We start from the raw sequence: 24,008 nt of genomic DNA, 5'->3' as shown, positions 1-24,008 counted from the left end.
TTAAGCCAAACCAGCCGATTATATGAAGATCAGGTTGTCCGCACGGGCCGTCCCTGTGCCGGCACTCTCAACGCCCTGTCCAGGAAAGTGAAACTTTCGCCGATACCCGTCGTTTTTTCGGTAACAAAAGCCTCTAGCTGGGGAAAAAGTTTCACGGCCTTGTCCAGACGCGGGTCGGTCCCGGCCGAATAAAGCCCCGCCCGGATCATCAGTTCGGATTCGGAATAGGCCCCCAAGGCCGCGCGGGCTTCGCCGATCAGGCGGTTTTCCTCGCTCGTTGCCGCGTCCGGCAGCGAACGGGACACAGAGCGCACGACGTCGATGGCGGGAAAGCGGCCACGTTCCGCGATTGTCCGGTCCAGAACCACATGTCCGTCCAGCGTGCCGCGCAGGATGTCGGCGACCGGCTCGTCCATGTCCGATCCGGCAACCAGCACGCTGAAAATGCCGGTGATGTCGCCTGTTCCCTCCAGTCCCGGCCCGGATCGTTCGGCAAGCGCCATGATCAGGTTCGATACCGATGGCGGAAAGCCGCGGTAACTGGGGGGCTCGCCCGCGGCCAGAGCAATTTCCCGGTGGGCTTCGGCAAATCGGGTGATCGAATCGGCCAGAAACAGGACGTGACGCCCCTGATCGCGGAAATGCTCGGCCACCGCCATGGCCGCCCAGGCGCAGCGCCGCCGGATCAGGGGCGACCGATCCGAGGTCGCGGCCACGATCACCGCCCGCATCATGCCCTCGGGGCCAAGCGTCTTTTCCACGAATTCGCGCAACTCGCGGCCCCGTTCGCCGATCATCGCGATCACCACCACATCGGCCTCTACACCCCGGGCCAGCCCCGACAGCAGCGTGGACTTGCCCACGCCCGATCCCGCGAACAGCCCGATTCGCTGGCCCATGACCAGGGGCAGCAGGGTGTCGAAAACGGCAAACCCCGTCGGCAGCCGACCACCGAGCCTTTTGCGTCTTACAGCAGGGGGCGCCTCGCGCCGATACGGGCGGGGTTCGTGCCCTTTGGGGAGGGGACGCCCGTCCAAGGGCTGGCCCAGCGGGTCGATGATTCGTCCGATCCATCCATCGCAGGGGGCGATGGAGGGGGCAAACAACAGCTCGACCTCGGCCCCGACCGACAACCCTTCGGTATTTCCTTCGGGCAGCACCTCGACATGGCGGGGAGCCAACCCCACGACTTCCCCGCCGACGTTCATTTTCTGCAGGGAAATCATAACCCTGTCCCCGACCGAGGCATGGGTGTTCAACCCCTCGACACGGATCAGGCCCGCTTGCATGGAATGGACCCGGCCGAAATGCCGGGTGACGCGCAGATCGGCGATCCGTGCCGCGATCGAAGCCAACTGGTCCATAGTCCCATCCGTTTTTTCAGTCCGCAAACGGTTTCTAAACGAATCGCAGTTAAGACCGGGTTATCGCCAATGAGGAGAAGCCTCATGTTTGAAAAGATCGAAGTCATGCGCATGGCCCGCGCCTTGGGCCATCACGCAAGCCAGCGCCAGATCACGGTGGCGCGCAACATCGCCAATGCCGATACCCCGGACTTCAAGGCCCGGGACGTGCAGTCCTTTGCCGACAGCTATCGTGCAGCGTCCGAACCCTTGCGGGCAACCGATCCGCGTCATTTGCAAGCGCCCGGCTGGTCCCCCGCAGCCCGACAGGTTTCCGACGAAACGGGCGTCTCGCCCAATGGAAACTCCGTCTCGCTGGAGGAAGAGATGCTGAAGGCGGCCGAAGTCAAGCGGAGCCATGACCTGTCGCTGGGCATCTATCGCTCGGCGCTTGATCTGATGCGCACCAGCATCGGGCGGAGGGCGTGATGGACCGTCCCGTATCCGCCCTGCACCTGTCGGCATCGGGAATGCGCGCGCAAAGCGAACGCCTGCGCCACACGGCCGAGAACATCGCCAACGCCGACACCCCCGGCTATCGCCGCAAGCTTGTCACCTTCGAAGAGGCCATCCGCTTCGGCCGCCCTTCGGGCGAGGTCGATGCCTCGCGGCTGCGGCTGGATCAGCGGGAACTGCCGCGCCTTTACGATCCATCGCATCCCATGGCGGATGCCGACGGCTATTATCTGGGATCGAATGTGGATCTGGTGATCGAGATCGCCGACTCGCGCGAGGCTGGTCGTTCCTACGAGGCCAATCTGAAAATGTTCGAACAAACGCGCCAGATGGGCGCGTCGCTTCTGGATCTTCTGCGTCGCTAGAAAGGCTCGCTATGCTCACCAGTCTCAATGCCGCCACTGCCTATTCCGCAGCCCGCACCGCGGTCACGCCGGGACCGTCCGGCCCCGCCGTCCAAGCCGTGTCGCAAGCGGCCGAGGATTTTGCTGCCCAGATGGGCAAGGTCGATGCCGTTGCCACCGGAGCCATGACCGGACAGGTCGAAACGCATCGCCTGGTTCAGACCATTGCCGAGGCCGAACTGGCCATGGAGACGGTTGTCGCCATCCGCGACAAGGTGGTCGAGGCCTATCAGGAAATCCTGCGGATGCCGGTGTGATCCATGGATGAAACGCTGCTTTTCGACATGCTGCGCCAGGCCTTGTTGATCGCGGTGCGCATGTCCGCCCCGATGCTGGCGGTGGCCCTGATCGCGGGGGCGGTCATCGGGCTGTTCCAGGCGCTGACCTCGATCCAGGAAATGACCCTGACCTTCGTGCCCAAGGTCGGGCTGATGCTGGCGGTCTTCTGGGTCAGCATGAGCTTCATGACCACCGCCCTGTCTGATTTCTATCTGGGGCAGATCATTCCCCTGGTCGCGGGAGGCTGAGCCGATGGAGAACGGAATCTACGCGACCCTGACCCGGCAATCCGGCCTGATGGCGGAAATGCGGGTGGTCGCCAACAACATCGCCAATGCCAATACGACCGGCTTTCGCCGCGAAGGTGTGATCTTTGCCGAACACCTTTCGGCGCTCGACCGCCGCGGCGACACGCTGTCGATGGCCCATGCGCGCGGCCGTCTGGTCGATCTTGACCAAGGCGTGCTGACCCAGACCAACGGCAATTACGACCTGGCAATCGAGGGCGAAGGTTTCTTTCTGGTCGAGACGCCCGACGGCAACCGCCTGACCCGGGCGGGCGCCTTTCTGCCCTCGGCCGAGGGCGAGTTGATGACCGCCGATGGCTTCCGCCTGCTGGACGAGGGGATGGCCCCGATCATCGTGCCCGCAGGCGCCAGCGGCGTCGCGGTGGGGGCGGACGGCACGCTGTCCGCAAACGGCGTGGCATTCGGCAAGATCGGTGTGTTCACGGCCCCTGAAGATGCGCAACTGACCCATCAGGGCGGCACTGCGTTCACCACGGACGAACAGCCCGAACCGGTCGACGACGCCCGCATCCGCCAGGGCTTCCTGGAGGAATCAAATGTCGATTCCGTCTTTGAGATCACCCGCATGATCGAGGTCCAGCGTGCCTACGAACTGGGCCAATCCTTCCTTGACCGCGAAGATCAGCGCATCCGCAGCGCGATCACCGGCATGACCCGCTGAAAGGACAGCCCATGAGAGCCTTGCAGATCGCCGCCACCGGCATGAGCGCGCAGCAGACCCGTGTCGAGGTGATCTCGAACAACCTCGCCAACATGTCCACCACCGGCTACAACGCCCGGCGTGCGGAATTCGCCGACCTGCATTATCAGCAGGCCACGCGCCCAGGCACCGTCACGGCGGCGGACGGCACCGTCATTCCGGCGGGCGTCCAGTTGGGCCTGGGGGTGCGACCCACAGCGGTCAGCATCAACCTGCAGCAGGGTTCCCTGAATGCGACGGAGGGCGACCTGGACCTGGCCATCGACGGCGACGGCTACCTTGAGGTGACGCTGCCTTCGGGGATCTCGGCCTTTACGCGCGACGGCGGCCTGAAACGCTCGCCCGATGGGCTGATCGTGACCTCGGACGGCTATCCGGTGGTGCCCGCCATTACCATCCCCAACGATGCGCGGACGATCTCGATCAATGCCGCCGGCGAGGTTTATGCCTATTTCAACGACCAGGTCGAGCCGGAACTGCTGGGACAGTTGACCCTGGCCGGCTTTTCCAACGAGAAGGGCCTCGAGGCGATCGGGTCGAACCTCTTTCTGGAAACCGCGGCCTCCGGCACGCCGCAGGTCACGACACCGGGCCAGGAAGGCCTGGGCACGCTGCGGCAGGGCTATCTCGAGGACAGTTCGGTCGATTCCGTGCGCGAGATCACCGAACTGATCAAGGCGCAGCGCGGCTACGAACTGAACGCCAAGGTCATCACCGCCGCCGACCAGATGCTGGCGGCGACCACGCAGGTGCGCTGATGCGCTGGCTTGCCCTGATCCTGGCCTTGGCCCCCTTGCCCGCATCGGCGGCCGTGCTGGCCGCCGCCCGCACCCTGCCCGCCGGCACGGTGATCACCGCAGCGGACCTGCGCGCGATGGACGGCAACCGCCTCGGTCTGTCCGATCCGTCCGAGGCCATCGGCCTTCAGACCCGCATCACCATTCACGAGGGCCGGCCCTTGCAGGCCTCGCTGTTGCAGGCCCCGAAGCTGATTTCCCGTAACCAGATGCACCCGCTGGTCTTTGAACGCGGCGCCCTGCGCATCGTGACCACCGCCCGCACCCTGTCGGACGGCGCGGCGGGCGACGTGATCCGTGTGATGAACCTCGAATCACGCGCAACCGTCAGCGCGGTTGTCCAGCCCGATGGCAGCCTGCTGGCCATGAAATGACGCAAGGATATCCGATGAAACCGACCGCCCTGATCTGCCTGGCCCTGACCCTGACCGCCTGCGCGCGCGCCGACCATCTGGGCAAGCCCCCTACCCTGACCTCGCCTCGCAACAGCGAGGAATTCATCGCCATGACCAATCCGCCCCTGGAAATCCCGGTCGATTCCGGCCGTCCCGAAGCCGCGGCATCGCTGTGGGCAGGGACCACCTCGTCGCTGATCAGCGACCGGCGGGCCGCCACACGCGGTGACATCCTGACCGTGGTGATCCAGATCGACGACGAGGCGCAGATGACCAATACTTCGGGGCGCAGCCGGTCGGCGGGCGAAAGCGTCAGCATTCCGCAGATGGTCGGCATCCCCCAGCGCTTGAACGAGAAACTGCCCGAGGGCGCCAGCTTCGACGACCTGGCCGATGCCCAGTCCTCCTCGACCTACAAGGGCAGCGGCAACATCACCCGGCGCGACAAGCTGACCCTGCGCGTGGCGGCCACCGTAATCGATACCCTGCCCAACGGCACCTTGCAGATCGAGGGCACTCAGGAGGTTCGCGTGAACTTCGAACTGCGGGAACTGACCGTCAGCGGCTTTGTCCGCCCCGCCGACATCGACCGCAGCAACGAGATCGCCTATGACCGCATTGCCGGGGCGCGCATCTCCTATGGTGGGCGCGGCCAGATCACGGATGTCCAGCAACCCCGTCTCGGCCAGCAACTGGCCGACGTGATCCTGCCGTATTGAGGGCGCCGATGAAGAAGATCCTGGTTCTGCTGATCCCGGTCCTGGCCTTGGTCGGAGGCGTTGCCGCGGGCGAGATGCTGCGTCCCGGCGCGCCCGCGACCGACCAGGCCGAGGCCCCGGCGGATAACGCGGACCAGATTGCACCCAGCAGTCCGGAGGCTGAAAAGGAGGACTATGAATCCGAAAAGCCCGCCGACGATTATGCCGCCACGACCGACGAAAAAGGCGGGGCCACGGCGCCTGCGGGATGGTTCACCTTTCCGACGCAGTTCTTTGTGCCCCTGATGCGCAACGGCGACATGGGTGCGGTCATGATCCTGACGCTGAGCATCGAGACCTCGGAAAGCGACCTTGCGGCCATGGAACAGCAGGAACACCGCCTGCGCGATGCCTTGCTTCGCGAGTTGCTGATCCATGCCAATACCGGCGGCTTCGATGGTAACTTCACTGCCGAGGCGCGGCTGGCACCCCTGCGCGAACGGTTGCACAAGGCTGCGCAGGCTGGCACGGATCTGCCCGTCAAGGCGATCCTGATCGAGGATATTGCCCGTCAGGCCGGATGACGGTTGCATCGGCCGGGTGCAGGGGGCAGAAGCCCGACCTGTTCGACCAGGGGCTTCCGCGTGAACCATCCATCCTTCCAGAGCCAGCCCAAGGAGGCACCGCTAACGATCCTTCTGGCCAGTTATCAGGGCGCGGATTTCATCAGTGCGCAACTGCGCAGCATCGCCAAACAGACCTTGGGAAACTGGCGGCTTATTGTGTCGGATGACGGATCAAGCGACGGCACCCCTGATATCGTTGCCAAATTCGCGACCGATTGTGCCCCCGGCCAGGTGCAGGTGGTTTCCGGGCCATGCCAGGGCGCCACGCAGAATTTTCTGCACCTGCTGTCGATTGCCCCAGACGGGCCGGTCGCCTTTTGCGATCAGGACGATGTCTGGTTCCCCGACAAGCTGGCTCGCGCCATGGTGGCGCTGTCGGCGCAGGACGGCCCTGCTCATTATGCGGCCCGCACGGTCATTACGGATGCGGCGCTGAACCCCGTGGCGCCGTCGCGCCATTTCCGTCGCCCGCTGGGGTTTCGCAACGCCCTGGTCCAGGCGATCATGGCGGGCAATACATCCGTGTTCAACGCCCCCGCCGCAGCGATCCTGAAGCAATGCGTCGCGCCCGCGCAGAACCACCGGATTCCCTCTCACGACTGGTGGGCCTACCAGATCACTTCGGGCGCCGGGGCGGTGCTGATCCATGACGCCACCCCCGCGCTGTTCTATCGGCAGCACGCGCGCAGCGAAATGGGCCGCAACGACACCCTTGCCGCCATGACCCAACGCGCCGGGATGCTGATGTCAGGGGATTACGCCGTCTGGCTGGGCCGGAATCATGCGGCGCTGGACGCTGTCACGACGGTGTTCCGGCCGGAAAACCGCCGGATCCTGGACCGGCTCGGCGATGCTCTTTGCCAGCCGGGACCGTACGCGGCCGCCACGATGATGCGTACCGGACTTTACCGCCAGACGCGGACCGGCACGGCTGCGCTCTATGCGGCAGCCCTGATGGGCCGGCTGCGTCAACCCTGACCGACCAGCCCCATCAGATAGCGCCCATAGGCATTCTTCGAAAATCTCTGGGCCTGTTCGCGCAGCATGTCTTCGGTAATCCAGCCGGCCTCATAGGCGATTTCCTCGGGGCAACCGGTTTGCAGACCTTGCCGTTTTTCCAGGGTGCGTACGAAATTGCCGGCATCCAGCAGGCTGCCATGGGTGCCCGTGTCCAGCCAGGCAAAGCCGCGGCCCATCTTTTCGACGGTCAGCAGATCCTCGTGCAGATAGCTTTCCAGCAGAGTGGTGATTTCCAGTTCGCCGCGATCCGACGGCCGGACGGTTCTTGCCCGCCCAGAGGCCGTACCGTCGAGGAAATAAAGGCCCGTGACGGCAAAATTCGACGGCGGCAAATGCGGTTTTTCAATGATCGCACGGACCTTTCCATCCGATTGGAAATCCACCACGCCATAGCGTTCCGGGTCGGACACCCGATAGCCGAAAACCGTCCCGCCCTCTCTCCGCTGATCGGCGTCCTTCAGCAAATCCGACAAGCCGTGCCCGAAAAAAATGTTGTCCCCCAGCACCATGGCCGAAGGCGCGCCGGCCAGGAAATCCTCGGCCAAGAGATAGGCCTGGGCCAAGCCGTCCGGCGACGGCTGGACAATCCATTCAAAGCGCAGTCCCCACTGCCCGCCATTCCCCAGAAGGCGCTGAAACTGCGCCTGGTCGTCGGGCGTGGTGATGATCGCAATCTCGCGGATGCCGGCCAGCATCAGTACCGAGATCGGATAATAGATCATGGGCTTGTCATAAAGCGGCAAAAGCTGTTTGGACACGCCCAGGGTGATCGGATAAAGGCGTGTCCCGGAACCTCCGGCCAGAATGATGCCCTTGCGTGCGGTCATGTCGCGTATCCCAGATGCTGCAGAACCCTGTCCAGATCGTCCCGCCAGTCGGGACGGCCGATGCCGAAATCGCGCGCAATGCGCCCGCAGTCCAGCCGGGAGTTGGCCGGACGCCGGGCCGGGGTCGGGTAGTCACCGGACGGAATGTCACAAACGGCACAGGGCAAGCCCGCGCGGGCCATGATCTCGCGGGCGAGATCGGCCCAACTGGCATCCGGGGCCCCGGCGAAATGGTAAAGCCCGCCCTTGTGCGGGTCGGTCCGCATCTGGTGCGCCATCTCCAGCAAGGCGGCAGCGATCCGCCCTGCCTCGGTCGGACCGCCGATCTGGTCGGCCACAACATTGATCCGGTCGCGCTCGGCACCCAGCCGCAGCATCGTCTTGACAAAGTTGACGCCATCCGGGGAAAAAACCCAGGAGGTGCGCAAAATGGCCCACTGCCCTGCCGCCGCGGCGACCCGCCGTTCCCCCTCCAGCTTGGTCCGGCCGTAAACGCCCAAGGGGGCGGGGGCAGCATCCTCGCCGCGCGGGGCATTGCCGGATCCATCGAAGACGTAATCGGTCGAGACGTGCAGGAAGGGGATACCCAAATCAGCCGCAGCCTGGGCCAGCAGCCCCGGAGCCGTGGCATTCAGCAACATGGCAGCCTCGGCATCGGTTTCGGCCCGATCAACTGCCGTATAGGCGGCGGCAAAGATGACAGCCGAGGGCCGATGATCGCGCAACCGGGATGCGACGGCCTTGGGATCGGTCAGGTCAGCCTCGGCCCTGCCCCAGAATGCAGCGTCCGGAGCAAGGCGCGCAAGAGCCTGGGCAAGCTGGCCTGATCTGCCCAAAACCAGCAGGCCGGTCATCGCGCTTGGCCCAGACGATGACCGACACCGTTGCGGCCCAGAAGCGGCTGCCACCAGTCGCGATTATCCAGATACCATTCCACCGTGCGCCGCAATCCCTCCTCGACTGTGACCGAGGGCCGCCAACCCAGTTCGTCCCGGATGCGCGAAGGGTCGATGGCATAGCGGCGGTCATGGCCGGGCCGGTCCGCCACAAAGGTGATCAGCTCGGCATGGGGCGCCCCCCGCGGGTGCAGATCGTCCATATGCGCGCAGATCGTTCGCACAAGATCGATGTTCCTGGCCTCGTTTTCGCCGCCGATATTATAGCTGCGACCGTCCCGGCCCCTTTCCAGAACCAGCAGCAGCGCATCGGCGTGATCCTCGACATACAGCCAATCCCGCACGTTGCCGCCATCGCCGTAAACCGGGATCGGCTCGCCCGACAGGGCCTTCAGGATCACCACCGGCACCAGCTTTTCGGGGAAATGATAGGGTCCGTAGTTGTTGGAACAGTTGGTCAGGACAACTGGCAATCCATAGGTTTCGTGCCACGCGCGCACCAGGTGATCCGATCCGGCCTTGCTGGCGGAATAGGGGCTGCGGGGATCATAGGGCGTGGATTCGGTAAACTGCCCGGTTTCCCCCAGAGAGCCGAACACCTCGTCGGTCGAGATGTGGTGGAAGCGGAATCCATCGGGCCGGCCTTGGTCGATCCAGTGGCGTCGGGCGGCCTCTAGCATATTGAAGGTGCCGATCACGTTTGTCTCGACAAAGGCGGCGGGCCCGTCGATCGAGCGGTCAACATGGCTTTCTGCGGCCAGGTGCATCACGCTATCGGGCCGGTGCTGGGCAAAGACCCGGTCCAGCGCTGCCCGATCACGAATGTCCACATGCTCGAAGCGATAGCGGGAGCTGCCGGCCGCCTCGGCGATGTTGGCAGGATTGGCGGCATAGGTCAGCGCATCGACGTTGACGACCTCGTGCCCCCGTCGGATAGCCAGCCGCACCACGGCCGAGCCGATAAAGCCGGCGCCGCCGGTCACAAGAATCCTCATGCCCCACCGCCATAGACAAAAGGAGAATCCCATTCCGCAAAGGGGGGAGCATCGCGATCCTTGGGCGATAGGATGGGATCGGTCACCCCCCAGTCGATGCCCAGGCTGTCCCACCGGACAGCCCCGTCACTCTCGCGGTTATAGTGGGCGGTGCATTTGTAAATGATTTCGGTGTCAGGCTCCAAGCTGACGAAGCCATGCAGGAAACCTGGCGGCACCCATAGCTGCCGCCCGTTCCGATCGCTGAGAGCAACCGCAACCCATTGCCCATAAAAGGGACTGCCCAGGCGAGCGTCCACAGCAACATCCAGGAGCGATCCCCGCCCGCAACGCACCAGTTTGCCTTGGGCAAAAGGCGGCGCCTGATAATGCAAACCGCGAATGGTGCCGACATGTGCAGACAGCGAATGATTGTCCTGGACAAAGTCCGGCAGATCAAGGCCGGCCTGGGACAGGGTTCGGCGATTCCAGCTTTCCGAAAAGAAGCCCCGTTCGTCGCCGAACCGGGGCGGCGTCAGGACAAGCACATCGGGCAGGGTGGTGGTTTCGATCTTCATCGGCGATCCGGTCAGCACTACGGCCTCATCCTGTAAGGGAAGCGGCCGCGACTGTCACTTGCCCTCGCAAAGAAAATGACGTCCTGTCATTCGACGATCAGTTCTGCATGCAAGGCCCCGGCCGTATGGATCGATTTCAGGATGTCGATCATCTCCCGCGGCCGAACGCCCAAAGCGTTCAAGCCTTCGACCAGATCGCTGAGCGAGGTTTCGCCCACGACTTCGGCAAAACCGATACCCGGCTCGTTTCGCAGTTCGGCCACGGTGCGCGGGACAGTGACCGTTTCACCCCGCGAAAACGGATTGGGCTGTGAAACCAAAGGGGCCTCGCTGACCTGAAGCGTCAAGGCGCCTTGCGATACCGCAACCCTTGAAATTCGCACCCGCTCGCCGATAACGATCGTGCCCGATTTGTGGTCGATGACGACCTTGGCGCGATCCTCGGGTTCGACCGTCAGGTTCTCGATGCGGCCAAGGACACGTGCAGGATTTACATTCCCCAACTGCCGGAATTCCACAAGAACGGTGCCGCTGTCCTGAGCAGTGGCCAAGCGGCGGTCGAAATCGCGGTTGATGGCATCCTCGATCCGCGTGGCGGTGGTGAAATCGGCATTGCGCAGAGCAATGCGAATGTTTTCGATTCCCGCAAAGTCGAACTCGACTTCGCGTTCGACCCGCGCGCCAGCCGGAATCTTGCCAGATGTCGGCACCCCTTCGACCACACGCGCAGCCTCGCCCTCGACTGCGGCACCGCTCGCAATGATCGAGCCTTGTGAAACCGCATAAATATTGCCGTCAGCTGCCTTGAGCGGGGTCATCACCAATGTCCCGCCCAAAAGGCTCTTTGCATCGCCGATCGTTGACACACTGACATCGATCCGGCTGCCCGACCGGGCAAAGGGCGGCAGCGTCGCCGTGACCACGACGGCGGCGACATTGCGTGACCGCAGCGCCTCGTCCGTGACATTCACGCCCAGCCGTTCCAGCAACCCGGCTAGAAGCTCTTCGGTAAAGGGTGCGTTTCGAAAGCCGTCGCCGGTCCCGTCCAACCCGACTACAAGGCCATAGCCGACCAGATCGTTGCCCCGCACACCATCGAAATCTGCCAGATCCTTGACCCGAACGGGGGCCGCTGCGGCCCAGATCGGCATCAACGTCATAAGAAGGATGGCCACCAGTTGTCGCATCAAATGTAATCCACCAGTTTGAGTTGCGACAACCGGCCGATCACCGCATAGAGTGTCTGCAGCCTTGTTTCGGCATCGTTGAGGGCCGTTGCTGTTGCAAGAGGATCGGCCTCACGCAGGGTGTTGCGTGCGGTCTGCAGAGTGGCTGTGGCAGCTTCGCCCTCGGTATGAGTGCTGGCAATGACTTGCTGGGCATAACCCACCTGCGCCATTTCCGCCACCAAGGCGGGTGAAGCCTCTATGAGATTCTTGCCGGCGTCCCTGAGCAGGGCACGTTCCTCCTGGAGATTGCCTGCCAGTGCACCACGATCAACCAGTGCCGCTGCCGCAAGCCCCTTGAAAGTGTCTCGAACAGAGGAAGCCAATGCAGTAGTTTCCAGCAGCAGGGTAGTATCCTCGCCGACCGGGACGGCCAGACCGTCAGCCATGCCACGATAGGCGAAATCGGCATATCCTCCGGTTCCCGCAGGGGCGTCGAACCAGTCCGAAACCGCTTGGGCCATATCAACGGCCGTTGTCAGGCCTCCGACCACATTCGACAATTCTGCCAGCATATCATCGGCCGAGACCAGCGGAGGAGTGTCGCTGGCAATGCCCGAAAACAGGAACCGCTGACCTACCGATGCATTGAGACGCCCGACCACTGTCTGGAATGTTGTGGCCGCTTCGGTTGACCGGGCACGCACCGAGGCATCGGTTGTGCCTGCCGGCTCGATGTAAAGGCTTTGCCCAAGCTTTTCAGACATTGAATGGATTGCCGTCAGCGCCTCTTGCATTCCCGCCGTATGCGCAGCGGCCTCTGCGGCGTTCGACTTGAATTGTGCCAGCATGGCCAAGCGCGCCTCGATCCCGGTCAGGTTCTGCGTCTTGCCGCCCAGTCGGGCGCCCAGATCGGAAACCTCTCCGCTGGTAAGTTCGGCGGTCAGCGTCGCCAGCGTTGTCTTGATCCGGTTCGATGCAGATTGCATCGCAAACGCGCGGGCCTGGTCCCCGATGGATTGAACCGTCATCGTCAAATCTCCAATATCTGGTCCATCATGGTCTGGATGGCTTGGATCACGCGCGCATTAGCGGCATAAGCCTGTTCATATTGCAGAAGCTTCTGCATTTCAGCGTCGCTATTGACTCCATCGGCCAGAAAGCGCGTGGCGATGGTATCGGCCTGACTGTTGCGGACGGTGGCTGCGGATTGGGCATTCACCCTTGCGGTCGAAATCTGCGACTCTACCGCGCCAAGCCGACCTATCAGCGTAGCCGTGCCGGAAAAACCTGTCGCGCTGGGCGCGGCCTGTGCTGTGTCCATGGCGTTCGACAGGGCGATCAGCAGGGATGAATCGCCAACGGCACCGGGGGTCGCCGCGCCGATGCCCGATCGCAAACGCCAGGCATCGCCCCCTTCGGATATCACAAGAGCCGAGTTCACCCCGAGGCGCCCGGCCAGTCCGGCCTTGTTTGCCGGATCGGCAAAAGCTCCGGCATCGGTGAAAAGTCCGGCCATTCCCGCCGCAAGGGTCGGATCAACTGCCGGATCGGTCAGACGATCATGCAAGTCCATGGCCAGATCGTCCACCAGCGACTGGGCTGCCGGGGCCAGTTCATCGCGGATGGCGAAATTTGCAGCCAGCCGCCCGCCCCCATAAAGCCGCATTTGCGGCGAAGACAGGTCAATGCCGTTTTGCGTCAACAAGGCAAGCGGCGCCCCGATCGTCTGGTCCGGGGTGATCTGGCCCGCCGCCGCAAACGAGAAGTCCGTGGGAACCGTTCCGTCCAACAGCACCGCACCTTCGGCGGTGAACAGCGCAACGGCGCCCGCGGGACGCATCACCTCTTGAACCGGCACGATCTTGGCGATTTCGCTGATGATGCCTTGGCGCTGGTCGTAGAGCGACGAGGGGTCAGAGCCGTCCGCCTCCAAGGCAGTGATCTTGCGGTTGAGATCGGCCACTTGGGTCAGCGACACGTTCAGGGTGGCGACATCGTCAGCGATTGCCTGATCGGCGGCGCTACGCGCAGCCTGCACCTTGTCCGAGATGGTGTTGAACTGCCGGGCCAGAACCCGCGCCTTGTCCACGGCATGGGTCAGCCGAACCTCATCATCGGGCCGGCTGGCGGCCGAACCAAGAGCCGCGCGAAAGTCGTTCAGGGCAGACCCCAGGCTTCCGGCATTGCCGGCAATGCCGATGGCGTTTTCGATCTCGGCTGCAAAGGTCAGCCGGGTCGCAGCCTCGGCGCGCGCGGATTCGGCCGAGCGCAATTCGGACAGGATGCTGGCATTGACGGCGCGGGACACGCCGTCGATCCTGACGCCCCCGGCATTGCCCCCGACCGTCTGGGGGCTGACGACAAGATCGCGCCGCGCATAGCCCGGTGTCGAGGCATTCGCAATATTGGCCGCCACCATCTCGGTTCCCCGGGCGGTCGTGGTCAGTCCCGACAGGGCGTTGCCAAGGGCGCGTGCGATGCTCATGTCCCCGGGTCCTTCAGCGCTTGATATTGGTGGTTTCTTGCAGCATCTCGTCCACCGTCTGGATGATCTTGGCGTTCGAGGAATAGGCGCGCTGCGTCTGGATCAGATGGGTCAGTTCCTTGGCCACATCGGTGGTCGATTCCTCAAGCGCATAACCCTGGATCGCCCCGGTCGGTCCGTCGCCTGCATCCCACAGGAAAAAGTTCCCCGACGTCGATGACACGGTATAGGCCTGTGCGCTGAGCGAATTCAGCCCGTTGGGGTTGGGCACGTCCACTAGCGGAATCTGATAAAGCGTCTTGATGAAGCCCGTGTCATAGCTGGCCTTCAGGAAGCCATTGGCATCCACCTCGACCGTGGTCAGGTTTCCGACGGGCGATCCGTTCTTGGTGATATTGGTGGGCGAAAAATTGGCCGACAACTGCCGCAGGCCTGTCGTCCCCCCCGGTGTGCCGATCACCAGATCCATCACGCCGCCCCCGACCGCCAGGGAGATCGAGCCTGATACCGGATCGTAGTTGCCGGCAGGTGCGACGGTGGCAATGCTGCCGCCATTGGCCCGCCCGTCATTGAAGGTGATGGTATGGGTCGAGATGGGGTTCAGCGCCGGGTCCGATGCAGAATCGCTGATCTCTATCACCCAGGTGTTGGACATGCCCATCGGGTCTGACGTGTCCGGCACGAAGTTGATGTCCAGATATTCCGAGGTGCCGAGATTGCCGAAATATTCCACCTTCAAAGGAAGAGGCGCACCCGATGCGCCCGGCTGCGTTTCCGTGGCGGGCAGGTTGACGCCCAGCGAAACCCTGGTCGTCGGATCGCCGGCGGTCTGGTTGGTATTGACCACAATCGGAGCAAGGCTGCCCATGCTGTCGCGCGTCATCACCGGCACCGTGCCATCCGGCTGGGCCGGCCACCCCATCAGGACCAGTCCCGAACCGGTTCTCAGCACCCCCTCGGCATCGGTTCTGAACGACCCTGTCCGGGTCATCATGAAAGGGGCATCAGAGAACCCGTTGTCGATACCCACGATCGACGTTACCGGCAACATGCCGCGCCCCGCCACCGCGATGTCCAGAGGATGGCCAGTGGTAGTGAGCCCTCCGTCATCTTCGATCACCCTTTGCGTGGCTGCCGTGACGCCGCCCGCCGAATACAGCCCGGCTGTCCGGCCCTGATTCATCACAAAGGCGTTGAAGTCGGTCTCTACTCGCTTGTAGCCGTGCGTTCCGGAATTCGCGATATTGTCCGAGATGGTGGCGAGACGCGTGGAGTTCGCAGCCAGCCCCGAAACCCCGGCGCTCATTGCGGAAGACATTGACATGGCATCACCTTCTTGTGGTTCAACATGGATCATCCATGCCAGGGCTTAAGATTCGGCTAATCGCCGTGGTCATCTGAGTAAAATCACCTCGATCCGGTTGTTGGCCGGGTCCATGGGATTCTGGGTTACTGCCTTGCGGTCGGCATATCCCGTAACACGCTGGATTCGCTGCGCGTCCAGGCTCGACCCTTCCAGCAGGTTGCGCACGGTATGGGCACGCGCGTTTGACAAGGCCCAGACCGGAGAGGTCACGAGGGTTTCCGGATAGGCCCGCACATGGCCCGAGATGGCGATCTGGTTGCGGGTCTTGGCGATGACCCGACCGATGATTCGCGTCAGGTCGGACAGAATCGGCTGCGGCTGGCCGGTATCCTCGACAAACAGGGGCTGGTCGGTCAGGTCGCCCAGTTCGATGACCAGGCCCTCATCGGTCATCCGGGTCGCGACATGGCGCAAAAGGTTGGTCAACTGCTGCGATTCGCCACCGCCACCGCGCAGTTGCCGGTCGATTTCGGCGGCGATCTGTTCAAAGGCAGCGTCGGATGGCGCCTTGCCCAACTGTTCCAGCCCATCGCCCGAGGCGCCCGGCGTGCGCACGATGGTCGGATTGAAATAATCGGCCAAACCCTTGCGCTGTTGTTCGGTGGTGGCGCTCAGCAGCCACATCAGCAGGAAAAATGCCATCATTGCGGTCACGAAGTCCGCATAGGCAACCTTCCATGCCCCGCCGTGGTGTCCCACTTCGGTCGAGGCGGTGACCCGCTTGATCATGATCGTGGGACCATCAGCCCCTTTTTGCCTTGCCATTGTCCTGACCGCCTTGAACCATTCGGGTACAATGTCGCGATATGCAGGGCAAAGAACAAGTTAACCCCTCAAATGCCCGGTATTATCGGACATCCCAAGGGACCGGCAGGCTCAGTCGTTGGCCCAGCCGCTTATGGCCTTGGAATCCATGAATTCCTCAAGCCCCATCACGCCGCCCTCACGGGCACGGCCCGACATCCTGACACCGCCAAAGGCCGATCCGGCACCGCGGGACACGCCATTCATCTCGACCATGCCGGACCGCAGGCGGCGGGCCACGCGGTTGCGTTTCGCGCCGTCCTGCGACTGGACATAGTTTGTCAGACCATAAGGAGTGTCGTTGGCGATGGCGATGGCTTCGTCCTCGCTGTCAAAGGGAATGATCGACAGGACGGGGCCAAAGATTTCCTGCTGGGCGATGGCCATGTCGTTGCCGACATCGGCAAAGACGGTGGGGCGCACAAAATAGCCGCGATTGACGCCCTCGGGCAGGCCGGGTCCGCCGGCGACCAGGCGGGCGCCCTCGTCGATGCCCTTCTGGATCAGGTCCTGGATACGTTCCCATTGCTGGCGGCTGACCACCGGGCCGATATGGCGGCCCGGCTGATGGGCGCTGGCCACCTGCGTTTCCTGGGCGACCCGCGCGGCCGTCTCGACCGCCCGGTCATAGATCGAACGTTCGACCAGCATCCGGGTCGGCGCATTGCAGGATTGACCGCTGTTATAGAAACAGTGACGCGCGCCCCGCACGACGGCCTTGTCGTCGGCATCGGCAAAGACGATGTTGGCGCCCTTGCCGCCCAGCTCCAGAACCACCTTCTTCAGGGTATCGGCCGCGGCCTTGGTGATGGCGATGCCCGCGCGGGTCGATCCGGTAAAGCTGATCATGTCCACGTCGCGGTGGGTAGAGAGCTGCGCGCCCACCCCCGACCCGTCGCCGTTGACCAGGTTGAAAACACCCCTGGGCAGTCCGGCCTCGTCAACGATCTCGGCAAACAGCAAAGAGGACAGGGGCGCGATCTCGGAGGGTTTCAGCACGCAGGCGTTGCCCGCAAGGATCGCGGGAATGACCTTCAGTGTGACCTGGTTCATGGGCCAGTTCCAGGGAGTGATAAGACCCGCCACGCCCACCGGCTCCCATGCGATCATCGAGGTCGGGGCGTGATCCCCCAACGGGCGGATGAAGCGGAAATCCCGGAAGGCATCGATGAAGTTCTGGATGTGATAGGCTCCGGCATCGACCTGGTCGTTCAAGGACATGTCCTGCGGCGCGCCCATCTCGTGGCTGATGGCCCAGGCCATGTCGCCGGCCCGGCGGCGATAGATGTCCAGAATCCGCTGAACATGGGCCAGCCGTTCGGCAGGTTCGGTCTGCGACCAGCCGGCAAAGGCAGCCTTGGCCGCGGCCACGGCGCGGTCGGTGTCGGCCTGGTCGCCCAGGCTGATGACGGCTACGGCATCCTCGGTCGAGGGATCGATCACCTCGAGATCGTTGGGCCGTGCCGGGTCCACCCATGCCCCGTCGATGTAGAACTTGCGCTTGTCCAGAAGGTCGGTCATCGGCATCCCTTTGTCGCATTTCCCGTCGCAGCGTGGATCGCGGATCGCGTGGGCGCAACCCCCGGCAAGCAGACAGCCCGCTGCAGGCAATCTCTGGCATTCCGGCCTGATCGGCCTATGTTGCCTTTGATACCCTTTCTGGAAAGGTCACGCCATGTCCCTGCGCATCAACGACATCGCCCCCGATTTCACCGCCCCCTCGACCGAGGGCGAGATCCGGTTTCACGACTGGCTGGGCGACAGCTATGCCATCATCTTCAGCCACCCGCGCGACTTCACGCCGGTCTGCACCACCGAATTCGGCGCCGTGGCCCGGCTGATCCCTGAATTCGAAAAGCGCAACACCAAGGTGATCGGCGTCTCGGTCGATTCGGTCGAGGACCACGCCAAATGGAAGCGCGACATCGAGCAGGTCGCGGGTGCTCCGGCCAATTTCGCGATCATCGACGACAGCGACCTGACGGTGGCCAAGGCCTATGACATGCTGCCCGCCGAATACTATCTGCCGACCGAAGGGCGCACGCCGCAGCATTCGGCGACGGTGCGCAGCGTCTTCATTGTCGGACCGGACAAGAAGATCCGTCTGACGATGACCTATCCCATGTCGATCGGCCGCAACTTTGCCGAAATCCTGCGGGCCCTGGATGCCGTGCGCAAGACCGATGGCGTGCCCATTGCCACGCCGGCCGACTGGGTGCCGGGGCAGGACGTGATCGTGGCCCTGGCATTGGACGACAAGGCCGCCGCGGAACGCTATGGCCCCCTCGACATCAAGCTGCCTTATCTGCGGTTTGCCAAGGATCCGGCGTGACCATCAGTCCCGGCCCGTGCCGCGCCGCGTCGGCCGGGCCTGCTGCAACAGCCTGTGCCCCAAGGCCCAAGGCCCTGTCGCCGGCCATGCGGTACTGCCTGATCAGGGGATAAAGGGAATGGCGGTCGCCGGACGATCGCCTGGGTTGCGCTGGAAACGCCTCTGCCCCTTGGCGGCCCAGCCCGCCGCCAGTCCAGAATGATGCCAGATGAGCCATCTGCAATCCCGGTCAAAGCACGGATACCCCCGGGGACCGGGGGCATCCTGTCGGTTCAAGACAACGGGCCTCAGCCTTCGGTTGTTTCTTCCTTCTTCTCGGCGATTTCCTCGCCGGTCTGCTGGTCGACCATCTTCATGCCCAGGCGGACCTTGCCGCGGTCATCAAAGCCCAGCAGTTTGACCTTGACCTCCTGGCCTTCCTTCAGAACCTCGTTGGGATGGGTCAGGCGCTTGTTGGCGATCTGGGACACATGAACCAGACCGTCGCGCTTGCCGAAGAAGTTTACGAAGGCGCCAAAATCGACCAGCTTGACGACCTTGCCGGTATAGATCTTGCCCTCTTCCGGCTCGGCCACGATCGACCAGATCAGATCATAGGCCTTCTTGATCGAATCGGCATTGGCCGAGGCGATCTTGATGGTGCCGTCGTCGTTGATGTCCACCTTGGCGCCCGAGGTTTCCACGATCTCGCGGATGACCTTGCCGCCCGAACCGATCACTTCGCGGATCTTGTCGGTGGGGATGGTCATCGTCTCGATGCGCGGGGCATGGGCGCTGAATTCGCGGCGCCCTTCGGTCAGGGCCTTGCCCATCTCGGTCAGGATATGCAGCCGGCCGTCCTTGGCTTGGGCCAGGGCCTGCTCCATGATGGCGGGGGTGATGCCCTGAACCTTGATGTCCATCTGCAGGCTGGTGATGCCCTCGGCGGTGCCGGCAACCTTGAAGTCCATGTCGCCCAGGTGATCCTCATCGCCCAGGATGTCGGTCAGGATTGCCCAGTTGTCCTGATCCTCGAGGATCAGGCCCATGGCCACGCCGGCCACCGGCGCCTTGAGCGGCACACCCGCATCCATCATCGACAGCGAGCCGCCGCAGACCGACGCCATCGAGGACGAACCGTTCGATTCGGTGATCTCGGACACGAGGCGGATGGTATAGGGGAAATCCGTCGGTGCGGGCAGAACAGCCTGCAACGCGCGCCAGGCCAGCTTGCCGTGGCCGATCTCGCGGCGGCCGGGCGACCCTACGCGACCCACCTCGCCCACCGAATAGGGCGGGAAATTGTAGTGGAGGAGGAAGTTCGAGCGGCTGTTGCCGTGCAGCGCGTCGATGATCTGTTCGTCATCGCCGGTGCCCAGCGTGGTGACCACCAGGGCCTGCGTCTCGCCGCGGGTGAACAGGGCCGAGCCGTGCGTGCGCGGCAGGATGCCGACCTCGGACTGGATGGCCCGGACGGTGCGGTTGTCGCGGCCGTCGATGCGGGCGCCGCCGCGGATGATGTCACCGCGCAGGATACCGGATTCCAGTTTCTTCAGCGCCGAACCCAGGTTCGGATCGGCCAGTTCCTCCTCGGACAGGCTGGCCACGATCGTTTCGCGCACCGTCTGGATCGCGTCGCGCCGCTCGGCCTTGTCGATGAGGCCATAGGCCGCGCGCATCCCGTCCTCGCCCAGTTCCTTCACGCGGGCAGAGAGCGTGCTGTAGTCGGGCGACCGGAAATCGAAAGGCTCCTTGGCGGCAGCCTCGGCCAGGTCGATGATCAGGTCGATGACCGGCTGCATCTGTTCGTGGCCGAACTTGACGGCGCCCAGCATCTCCTCCTCGGTCAGCTCATAGGCCTCGGATTCGACCATCATCACGGCGTCCTTGGTGCCGGCGACGACCAGATCCAGGCGCTGTTCGGGATTGGCGCGCAGGTTGTCCATATCCTGAACCTCGGGGTTCAGCACATAGGCGCCGTTGGCAAAGCCCACGCGGGCCGCACCGATCGGCCCCATGAAGGGAACGCCCGAAATGGTCAGCGCGGCCGATGCCGCGATCATCGCGACGATGTCGGGATCGTTGACCAGATCGTGCGACAGGACCGTGCACATCACCAGGGTTTCGTTCTTGAAGCCCGGCGCGAACAGCGGACGGCAAGGCCGGTCGATCAGGCGCGCGGTCAGCGTTTCCTTTTCGGTCGGGCGCGCCTCGCGCTTGAAGAAGCCGCCGGGGATCTTGCCGGCGGCATAGTATTTTTCCTGATAATGAACCGTCAGGGGAAAGAAATCCTGCCCCGGCTTGGGTTCCTTTGCGAAGGTCACGTTGGCCATGACGCTGGTCTCGCCCAGGGTGGCGATGACGCTGCCGTCGGCCTGACGGGCAACCTTGCCCGTTTCCAGCGTGAGCGTTTCTTGGCCCCACTGGATGGATTTCTTCACTTCGTCGAACATCTGGTTTCCTCTGGGCCGCGCCAGCCCTCTGGCAGCGGCCGTGTCCTATGGCGGCCCCATTGCCGCCGCCCCTATCCTTTGCATGTGCCCCGGGGCTTGGGGCGTCACGTCACAGATGGCGGGGCATTACAGGAAAACACGGGTCTTGGGAAGCCCGGCGCGATTCGGGCTTTCGCCGCCCTTGCAGGCGCAGGCAGGTGAGTGCCTGTGCCCGGAGGAGACATTCTTCGGAACTCTCAGACCTCTCGCGCCATGCAGAGATGCCGAGGGCGATCATCGGCGGAAACCAGATTGTCGGACAAAGGCAGATTCCGGGCTGCATGGTTGCCGCCATAGGATTGGAGGGGGTCTGCCGGGAAGAAACCTGGACATGAAAAGAAAGTGCCCGCAGGACAGAAAAGACGACGCATTTGGCCGAATGGATTATGAAAAACCATTCAGACCAAAATCTTGTCCAAGTTCCTGGGGGAAATAATCAGAACGCCCGCAGCTTGACAGGCTGCGGGCGTGACAGGGCGATACAGGTTTTATCACGCCACGAGGCGATCGGACGACGGGGCTATCTGGATATTTGGCTGAGCGGCGGCATACTCTGCCACCTCTTTTTCGGCCGGATTGGCGGCAGGTGTGGCGTTCAGCGTGCTGACCAGATTCAGCAGCTTTTCCCGCTCCATTCCCCGGATGGCCCAGGCGCGGGCGCGATCTTCCTCGGTCGGGTCGACGGCATCGGCCGATCGCTCGACAGGACCGGCGGACGTTGCCGCAGGAGCCTCTGACCTGCTCAGGCCATAGGACCGGGTGGACCCGGACATCATCGCTGTTTCAGCCGACAAGGCCGCCGCCTCGATCTGTTTCAGGGCAGCGTCCGAAAAATCGAACCTCACCCCCTCGGGCGCCTCGGGCTGGCTTGTCTGCTGCCCGGCAGCCTCGGTGGTGGACTCCGACTCGGGGGGCGCAGATGCAGAGGTGGAGGCGGATATATTGGTCGTGGGCGCGGTCGTGGTGGTGGATGACGGCGATGGGCTCATGACGGGCTTCAGAAGACTCAGTACCATGTGCGGTTCCTTTCACAAAAACATCGCGAAACTAGCCCGCAAACCACCTTTAGCCTACGACAAAGCCCTATGAATTTTAACGAATTCTTAACCATCCCGCTTTGCAAATCAAACGCGCCCGCAAATCGTTTGCGGGCGCTTGATGCAGGATGGCGGTCGGCCGTGCCGCGATCAGCGGCGCAGGCCCAGCTTGCCGATCAGGTCCGTATAGCGGGCCTCGTCCTTGCGCTTGAGATAGTCCAGCAGCTTGCGGCGCTGTGCAACCAGCTTCAGAAGGCCACGGCGCGAATGGTTGTCCTTCTTGTGGGTCTTGAAATGCTCGGTCAGGGTGGCGATGCGCGACGACAGGATCGCCACCTGCACCTCGGCCGAGCCGGTGTCGTTGGCCCCGGTCGCGAATTCCTGAATGACGCGGGCCTTTTCCTCGACAGTGATCGACATCGGGTTCTCCTTTTGCAAAAGGGTTATGGCTCAGGCCGGGATGTCGTCCAGCGCTGGCCCGTGGAGGTCTCCGCCTTGGCGGATGGCCGCCCATAAAGGAAAAGCGGCGCCATGGAAAGGGGGTGCAGGCGGATCGCCGGACGGCTCCCCCCAACGCCGACCGCGGCATGAAAAAACCCGCCGGCGTGGCGGGTTGTCTCGTTCTCCCTGCGATCCACGGGGACCGGTCGATCAGCCCTGGCGGGCCTTGAACCGGCGGTTGGTCTTGTTGATCACATAGATGCGGCCCTTGCGGCGCACCACCTGGCAGTCGCGGTGCCGGCTTTTCAGCGAGCGGAGCGAATTGCGAACCTTCATCGGTTTTTCTCCATCACGCGGCCCGCAGCCGCAGGAAAACGAAAGGCCCCCGACTGTCCGGCCGGGGGCGGCGAAAACAATGGTGGGCGGTACTGGGATCGAACCAGTGGCCACTACGATGTCAACGTAGTGCTCTACCGCTGAGCTAACCGCCCGTTCCCCGGAAGTCCGGCCCGCAGGATTGCGCGCCGAACGGCCTTGGGTCCGCGTGTCTATACAGACGGGCAAACAGGGTTTCAAGCCTATCGCAGCAAGAAAGTTATTGCTTATATGGGACCCGAAGAAACCGCCTGCCGGGGTCTGCCTTGACCGAATCCGACCTTTCCGTCCTGATCGAGCGGCCCGATCACTGGGTCAGTGGCGTCATCTTTGGATCCCCGCATTCGGGCTGCATCTATCCCGACTGGTTCCTGAAGGGCACGCGGCTGCCCCCCGCAACGCTGCGCTCGTCCGAGGATGCCTTCGTGGACCGGCTGATCGCCGGCGCGCCCGACTTTGGCGCGGTGACGATTCGGGCGCAGGTGCCCCGCGCCGTCGTGGACCTGAACCGCGCGCCCGACGAGATCGACCCCCTTGTCGTGCGCGGCGTGCCGCGCCATCCGCTGAACCAGCGGACCCTGGCGGGGCTGGGGGTCATCCCGCGCGTCGTGTCCCAAGGCCGCGCGATCCTGGAACGCCCCCTTGAACGGTCCGAGGCCGAACGCCGCATCAACAGCTATTGGCGGCCTTATCATCAGGCCTTGTCCGGCCTGATCGCCGAGGCACGATCCCGGTTCGGCCAGGCGATCCTGATCGACATGCATTCGATGCCCCATGATGCGCTGGGTCATCTGCAAGGGTCGCGGCCAGACATGGTTCTGGGAAATCGCCATGGCCTGTCAGCCGCCGCGCGGGTGTCGGACGCCATCGTCGCCGCCATCGAATCCGAAGGTTGGCGCGTGCGGCGCAATTCGCCTTTTGCGGGCGCCTATATCTGTTCGACCTATGGGCGCCCCGGCCAGAACGTCCATGTGGTGCAACTGGAAATCGACCGGGCATTGTACATGGATGAACAGACCATCACCCCCCATGAGGGGTTCGACGACTTCGCAGCCAGGTTCACAGCGGTCATCCGCAGACTGTCTGTTCTGGATGCCGACGGTCCCATCCAGACAGTGATCGCGGCGCAATAGCGAAAGGCGCCCATGCCGGCGGGAATCGGCCGGG

Annotated in this window: 27 protein-coding genes and 1 tRNA gene; 12 read left to right on the top strand and 16 right to left on the bottom strand. The window is 63.5% G+C overall.

Going from position 1 to position 24,008, the window contains the following annotated elements; all coding sequences use genetic code 11:
• Positions 1-29: 29 nt before the first annotated feature.
• Entirely contained in the window at positions 30-1,364 is a 1,335-nt protein-coding gene (locus tag EYE42_RS03500) for a FliI/YscN family ATPase (RefSeq protein ID WP_130989935.1), read from the bottom strand.
• Between the two features lie 84 nt (positions 1,365-1,448).
• Between EYE42_RS03500 and EYE42_RS03495 the strand changes: the two genes are divergently transcribed.
• Genes EYE42_RS03495 through EYE42_RS03450 form a run of 10 tightly spaced genes read left to right on the top strand, consistent with a single transcriptional unit; the run spans position 1,449 to position 7,044 of the window.
• Entirely contained in the window at positions 1,449-1,832 is a 384-nt protein-coding gene (locus tag EYE42_RS03495; RefSeq protein ID WP_130989934.1) for a FlgB family protein, read from the top strand.
• On the top strand, positions 1,832-2,224 hold the full coding sequence (gene flgC, locus EYE42_RS03490) for a flagellar basal body rod protein FlgC (RefSeq protein WP_130989933.1): 393 nt from the start codon (positions 1,832-1,834) through the stop codon (positions 2,222-2,224). Before EYE42_RS03495 ends, flgC begins: the two co-directional genes overlap by 1 nt.
• An 11-nt stretch (positions 2,225-2,235) precedes the next feature.
• Positions 2,236-2,520, top strand: a complete 285-nt coding sequence (gene fliE, locus EYE42_RS03485; RefSeq protein ID WP_130989932.1) for a flagellar hook-basal body complex protein FliE — start codon at positions 2,236-2,238, stop codon at positions 2,518-2,520.
• Positions 2,521-2,523: 3 nt separating this feature from the next.
• Positions 2,524-2,790 carry a flagellar biosynthetic protein FliQ gene (locus tag EYE42_RS03480; RefSeq protein WP_130989931.1) on the top strand — a complete coding sequence of 89 codons (267 nt, stop codon included), beginning with the start codon at positions 2,524-2,526 and terminating at the stop codon, positions 2,788-2,790.
• A 4-nt stretch (positions 2,791-2,794) separates the two neighbouring features.
• Positions 2,795-3,511, top strand: coding sequence for a flagellar hook-basal body complex protein (locus tag EYE42_RS03475; protein WP_130989930.1), 717 nt, complete (start codon positions 2,795-2,797; stop codon positions 3,509-3,511).
• An 11-nt stretch (positions 3,512-3,522) separates the two neighbouring features.
• Positions 3,523-4,308 carry a flagellar basal-body rod protein FlgG gene (flgG, locus tag EYE42_RS03470; protein ID WP_130989929.1) on the top strand — a complete coding sequence of 262 codons (786 nt, stop codon included), beginning with the start codon at positions 3,523-3,525 and terminating at the stop codon, positions 4,306-4,308.
• A complete protein-coding gene (flgA, locus tag EYE42_RS03465; protein ID WP_130989928.1) occupies positions 4,308-4,721 on the top strand; it encodes a flagellar basal body P-ring formation chaperone FlgA in 414 nt (137 codons plus the stop codon). The genes flgG and flgA overlap by 1 nt, the downstream gene beginning before the upstream one ends.
• 14 nt (positions 4,722-4,735) lie before the next feature.
• A complete protein-coding gene (gene flgH, locus EYE42_RS03460; RefSeq protein ID WP_246020567.1) occupies positions 4,736-5,461 on the top strand; it encodes a flagellar basal body L-ring protein FlgH in 726 nt (241 codons plus the stop codon).
• 8 nt (positions 5,462-5,469) lie between these two features.
• A complete protein-coding gene (locus tag EYE42_RS03455; protein WP_130989926.1) occupies positions 5,470-6,024 on the top strand; it encodes a hypothetical protein in 555 nt (184 codons plus the stop codon).
• Positions 6,025-6,084: 60 nt separating this feature from the next.
• Positions 6,085-7,044: a glycosyltransferase gene (locus tag EYE42_RS03450; RefSeq protein ID WP_165455703.1), complete on the top strand. Its 960-nt coding sequence runs from the start codon at positions 6,085-6,087 to the stop codon at positions 7,042-7,044.
• Here EYE42_RS03450 and rfbA read toward each other — a convergent pair.
• The 10 genes from rfbA to EYE42_RS03400 form a co-directional block, all read right to left on the bottom strand.
• Positions 7,035-7,913, bottom strand: a complete 879-nt coding sequence (rfbA, locus tag EYE42_RS03445) for a glucose-1-phosphate thymidylyltransferase RfbA (protein ID WP_130989924.1) — start codon at positions 7,911-7,913, stop codon at positions 7,035-7,037. The two genes, EYE42_RS03450 and rfbA, sit on opposite strands and share 10 nt — an antisense overlap.
• Complete coding sequence (rfbD, locus tag EYE42_RS03440) at positions 7,910-8,767, bottom strand: dTDP-4-dehydrorhamnose reductase (RefSeq protein ID WP_130989923.1); 858 nt, start codon at positions 8,765-8,767, stop codon at positions 7,910-7,912. The genes rfbA and rfbD overlap by 4 nt, the downstream gene beginning before the upstream one ends.
• Positions 8,764-9,804: a dTDP-glucose 4,6-dehydratase gene (gene rfbB / locus EYE42_RS03435; RefSeq protein WP_130989922.1), complete on the bottom strand. Its 1,041-nt coding sequence runs from the start codon at positions 9,802-9,804 to the stop codon at positions 8,764-8,766. Before rfbB ends, rfbD begins: the two co-directional genes overlap by 4 nt.
• On the bottom strand, positions 9,801-10,361 hold the full coding sequence (gene rfbC, locus EYE42_RS03430; RefSeq protein ID WP_130989921.1) for a dTDP-4-dehydrorhamnose 3,5-epimerase: 561 nt from the start codon (positions 10,359-10,361) through the stop codon (positions 9,801-9,803). Before rfbC ends, rfbB begins: the two co-directional genes overlap by 4 nt.
• Before the next feature lie 86 nt (positions 10,362-10,447).
• Positions 10,448-11,548 carry a flagellar basal body P-ring protein FlgI gene (locus EYE42_RS03425; RefSeq protein ID WP_130989920.1) on the bottom strand — a complete coding sequence of 367 codons (1,101 nt, stop codon included), beginning with the start codon at positions 11,546-11,548 and terminating at the stop codon, positions 10,448-10,450.
• Positions 11,548-12,558 carry a flagellin gene (locus tag EYE42_RS03420; protein ID WP_130989919.1) on the bottom strand — a complete coding sequence of 337 codons (1,011 nt, stop codon included), beginning with the start codon at positions 12,556-12,558 and terminating at the stop codon, positions 11,548-11,550. Before EYE42_RS03420 ends, EYE42_RS03425 begins: the two co-directional genes overlap by 1 nt.
• A 2-nt stretch (positions 12,559-12,560) precedes the next feature.
• Entirely contained in the window at positions 12,561-14,015 is a 1,455-nt protein-coding gene (flgK, locus tag EYE42_RS03415) for a flagellar hook-associated protein FlgK (protein ID WP_130989918.1), read from the bottom strand.
• Between the two features lie 13 nt (positions 14,016-14,028).
• The gene (locus EYE42_RS03410) at positions 14,029-15,339 is read right to left on the bottom strand and encodes a flagellar hook protein FlgE (protein ID WP_130989917.1); all 1,311 of its coding nucleotides are present in this window, start codon (positions 15,337-15,339) and stop codon (positions 14,029-14,031) included.
• A gap of 69 nt (positions 15,340-15,408) precedes the next feature.
• Complete coding sequence (locus EYE42_RS03405; protein WP_130989916.1) at positions 15,409-16,146, bottom strand: flagellar motor protein MotB; 738 nt, start codon at positions 16,144-16,146, stop codon at positions 15,409-15,411.
• Positions 16,147-16,257: 111 nt separating this feature from the next.
• On the bottom strand, positions 16,258-17,706 hold the full coding sequence (locus tag EYE42_RS03400) for an aldehyde dehydrogenase family protein (RefSeq protein WP_130989915.1): 1,449 nt from the start codon (positions 17,704-17,706) through the stop codon (positions 16,258-16,260).
• Positions 17,707-17,860: 154 nt separating this feature from the next.
• On the opposite strand from EYE42_RS03400, the gene EYE42_RS03395 reads away from it, so the two are divergent.
• On the top strand, positions 17,861-18,517 hold the full coding sequence (locus EYE42_RS03395; protein ID WP_130989914.1) for a redoxin domain-containing protein: 657 nt from the start codon (positions 17,861-17,863) through the stop codon (positions 18,515-18,517).
• Positions 18,518-18,804: 287 nt separating this feature from the next.
• Here EYE42_RS03395 and pnp read toward each other — a convergent pair whose 3' ends face one another.
• The 5 genes from pnp to EYE42_RS03370 form a co-directional block, all read right to left on the bottom strand.
• A complete protein-coding gene (pnp, locus tag EYE42_RS03390; RefSeq protein WP_130989913.1) occupies positions 18,805-20,949 on the bottom strand; it encodes a polyribonucleotide nucleotidyltransferase in 2,145 nt (714 codons plus the stop codon).
• 530 nt (positions 20,950-21,479) lie between these two features.
• Positions 21,480-22,004, bottom strand: a complete 525-nt coding sequence (locus tag EYE42_RS03385; RefSeq protein WP_130989912.1) for a hypothetical protein — start codon at positions 22,002-22,004, stop codon at positions 21,480-21,482.
• A gap of 171 nt (positions 22,005-22,175) precedes the next feature.
• Entirely contained in the window at positions 22,176-22,445 is a 270-nt protein-coding gene (rpsO, locus tag EYE42_RS03380) for a 30S ribosomal protein S15 (protein WP_130989911.1), read from the bottom strand.
• Positions 22,446-22,676: 231 nt separating this feature from the next.
• Entirely contained in the window at positions 22,677-22,802 is a 126-nt protein-coding gene (ykgO, locus tag EYE42_RS03375) for a type B 50S ribosomal protein L36 (RefSeq protein WP_042245282.1), read from the bottom strand.
• Positions 22,803-22,882: 80 nt separating this feature from the next.
• Positions 22,883-22,957 (bottom strand) — tRNA-Val (locus EYE42_RS03370).
• 150 nt (positions 22,958-23,107) lie between these two features.
• Here EYE42_RS03370 and EYE42_RS03365 point away from each other — a divergent pair.
• Positions 23,108-23,974, top strand: coding sequence for an N-formylglutamate amidohydrolase (locus tag EYE42_RS03365; RefSeq protein WP_170309490.1), 867 nt, complete (start codon positions 23,108-23,110; stop codon positions 23,972-23,974).
• Positions 23,975-24,008: the final 34 nt, after the last annotated feature.

It is taken from the genome of Paracoccus subflavus, from assembly GCF_004310345.1.
Classification (GTDB): domain Bacteria; phylum Pseudomonadota; class Alphaproteobacteria; order Rhodobacterales; family Rhodobacteraceae; genus Paracoccus; species Paracoccus subflavus.
The sequence above is the reverse complement of the archived record's forward strand: the minus strand, read 5'-3'. Positions and strand labels throughout refer to the sequence as shown.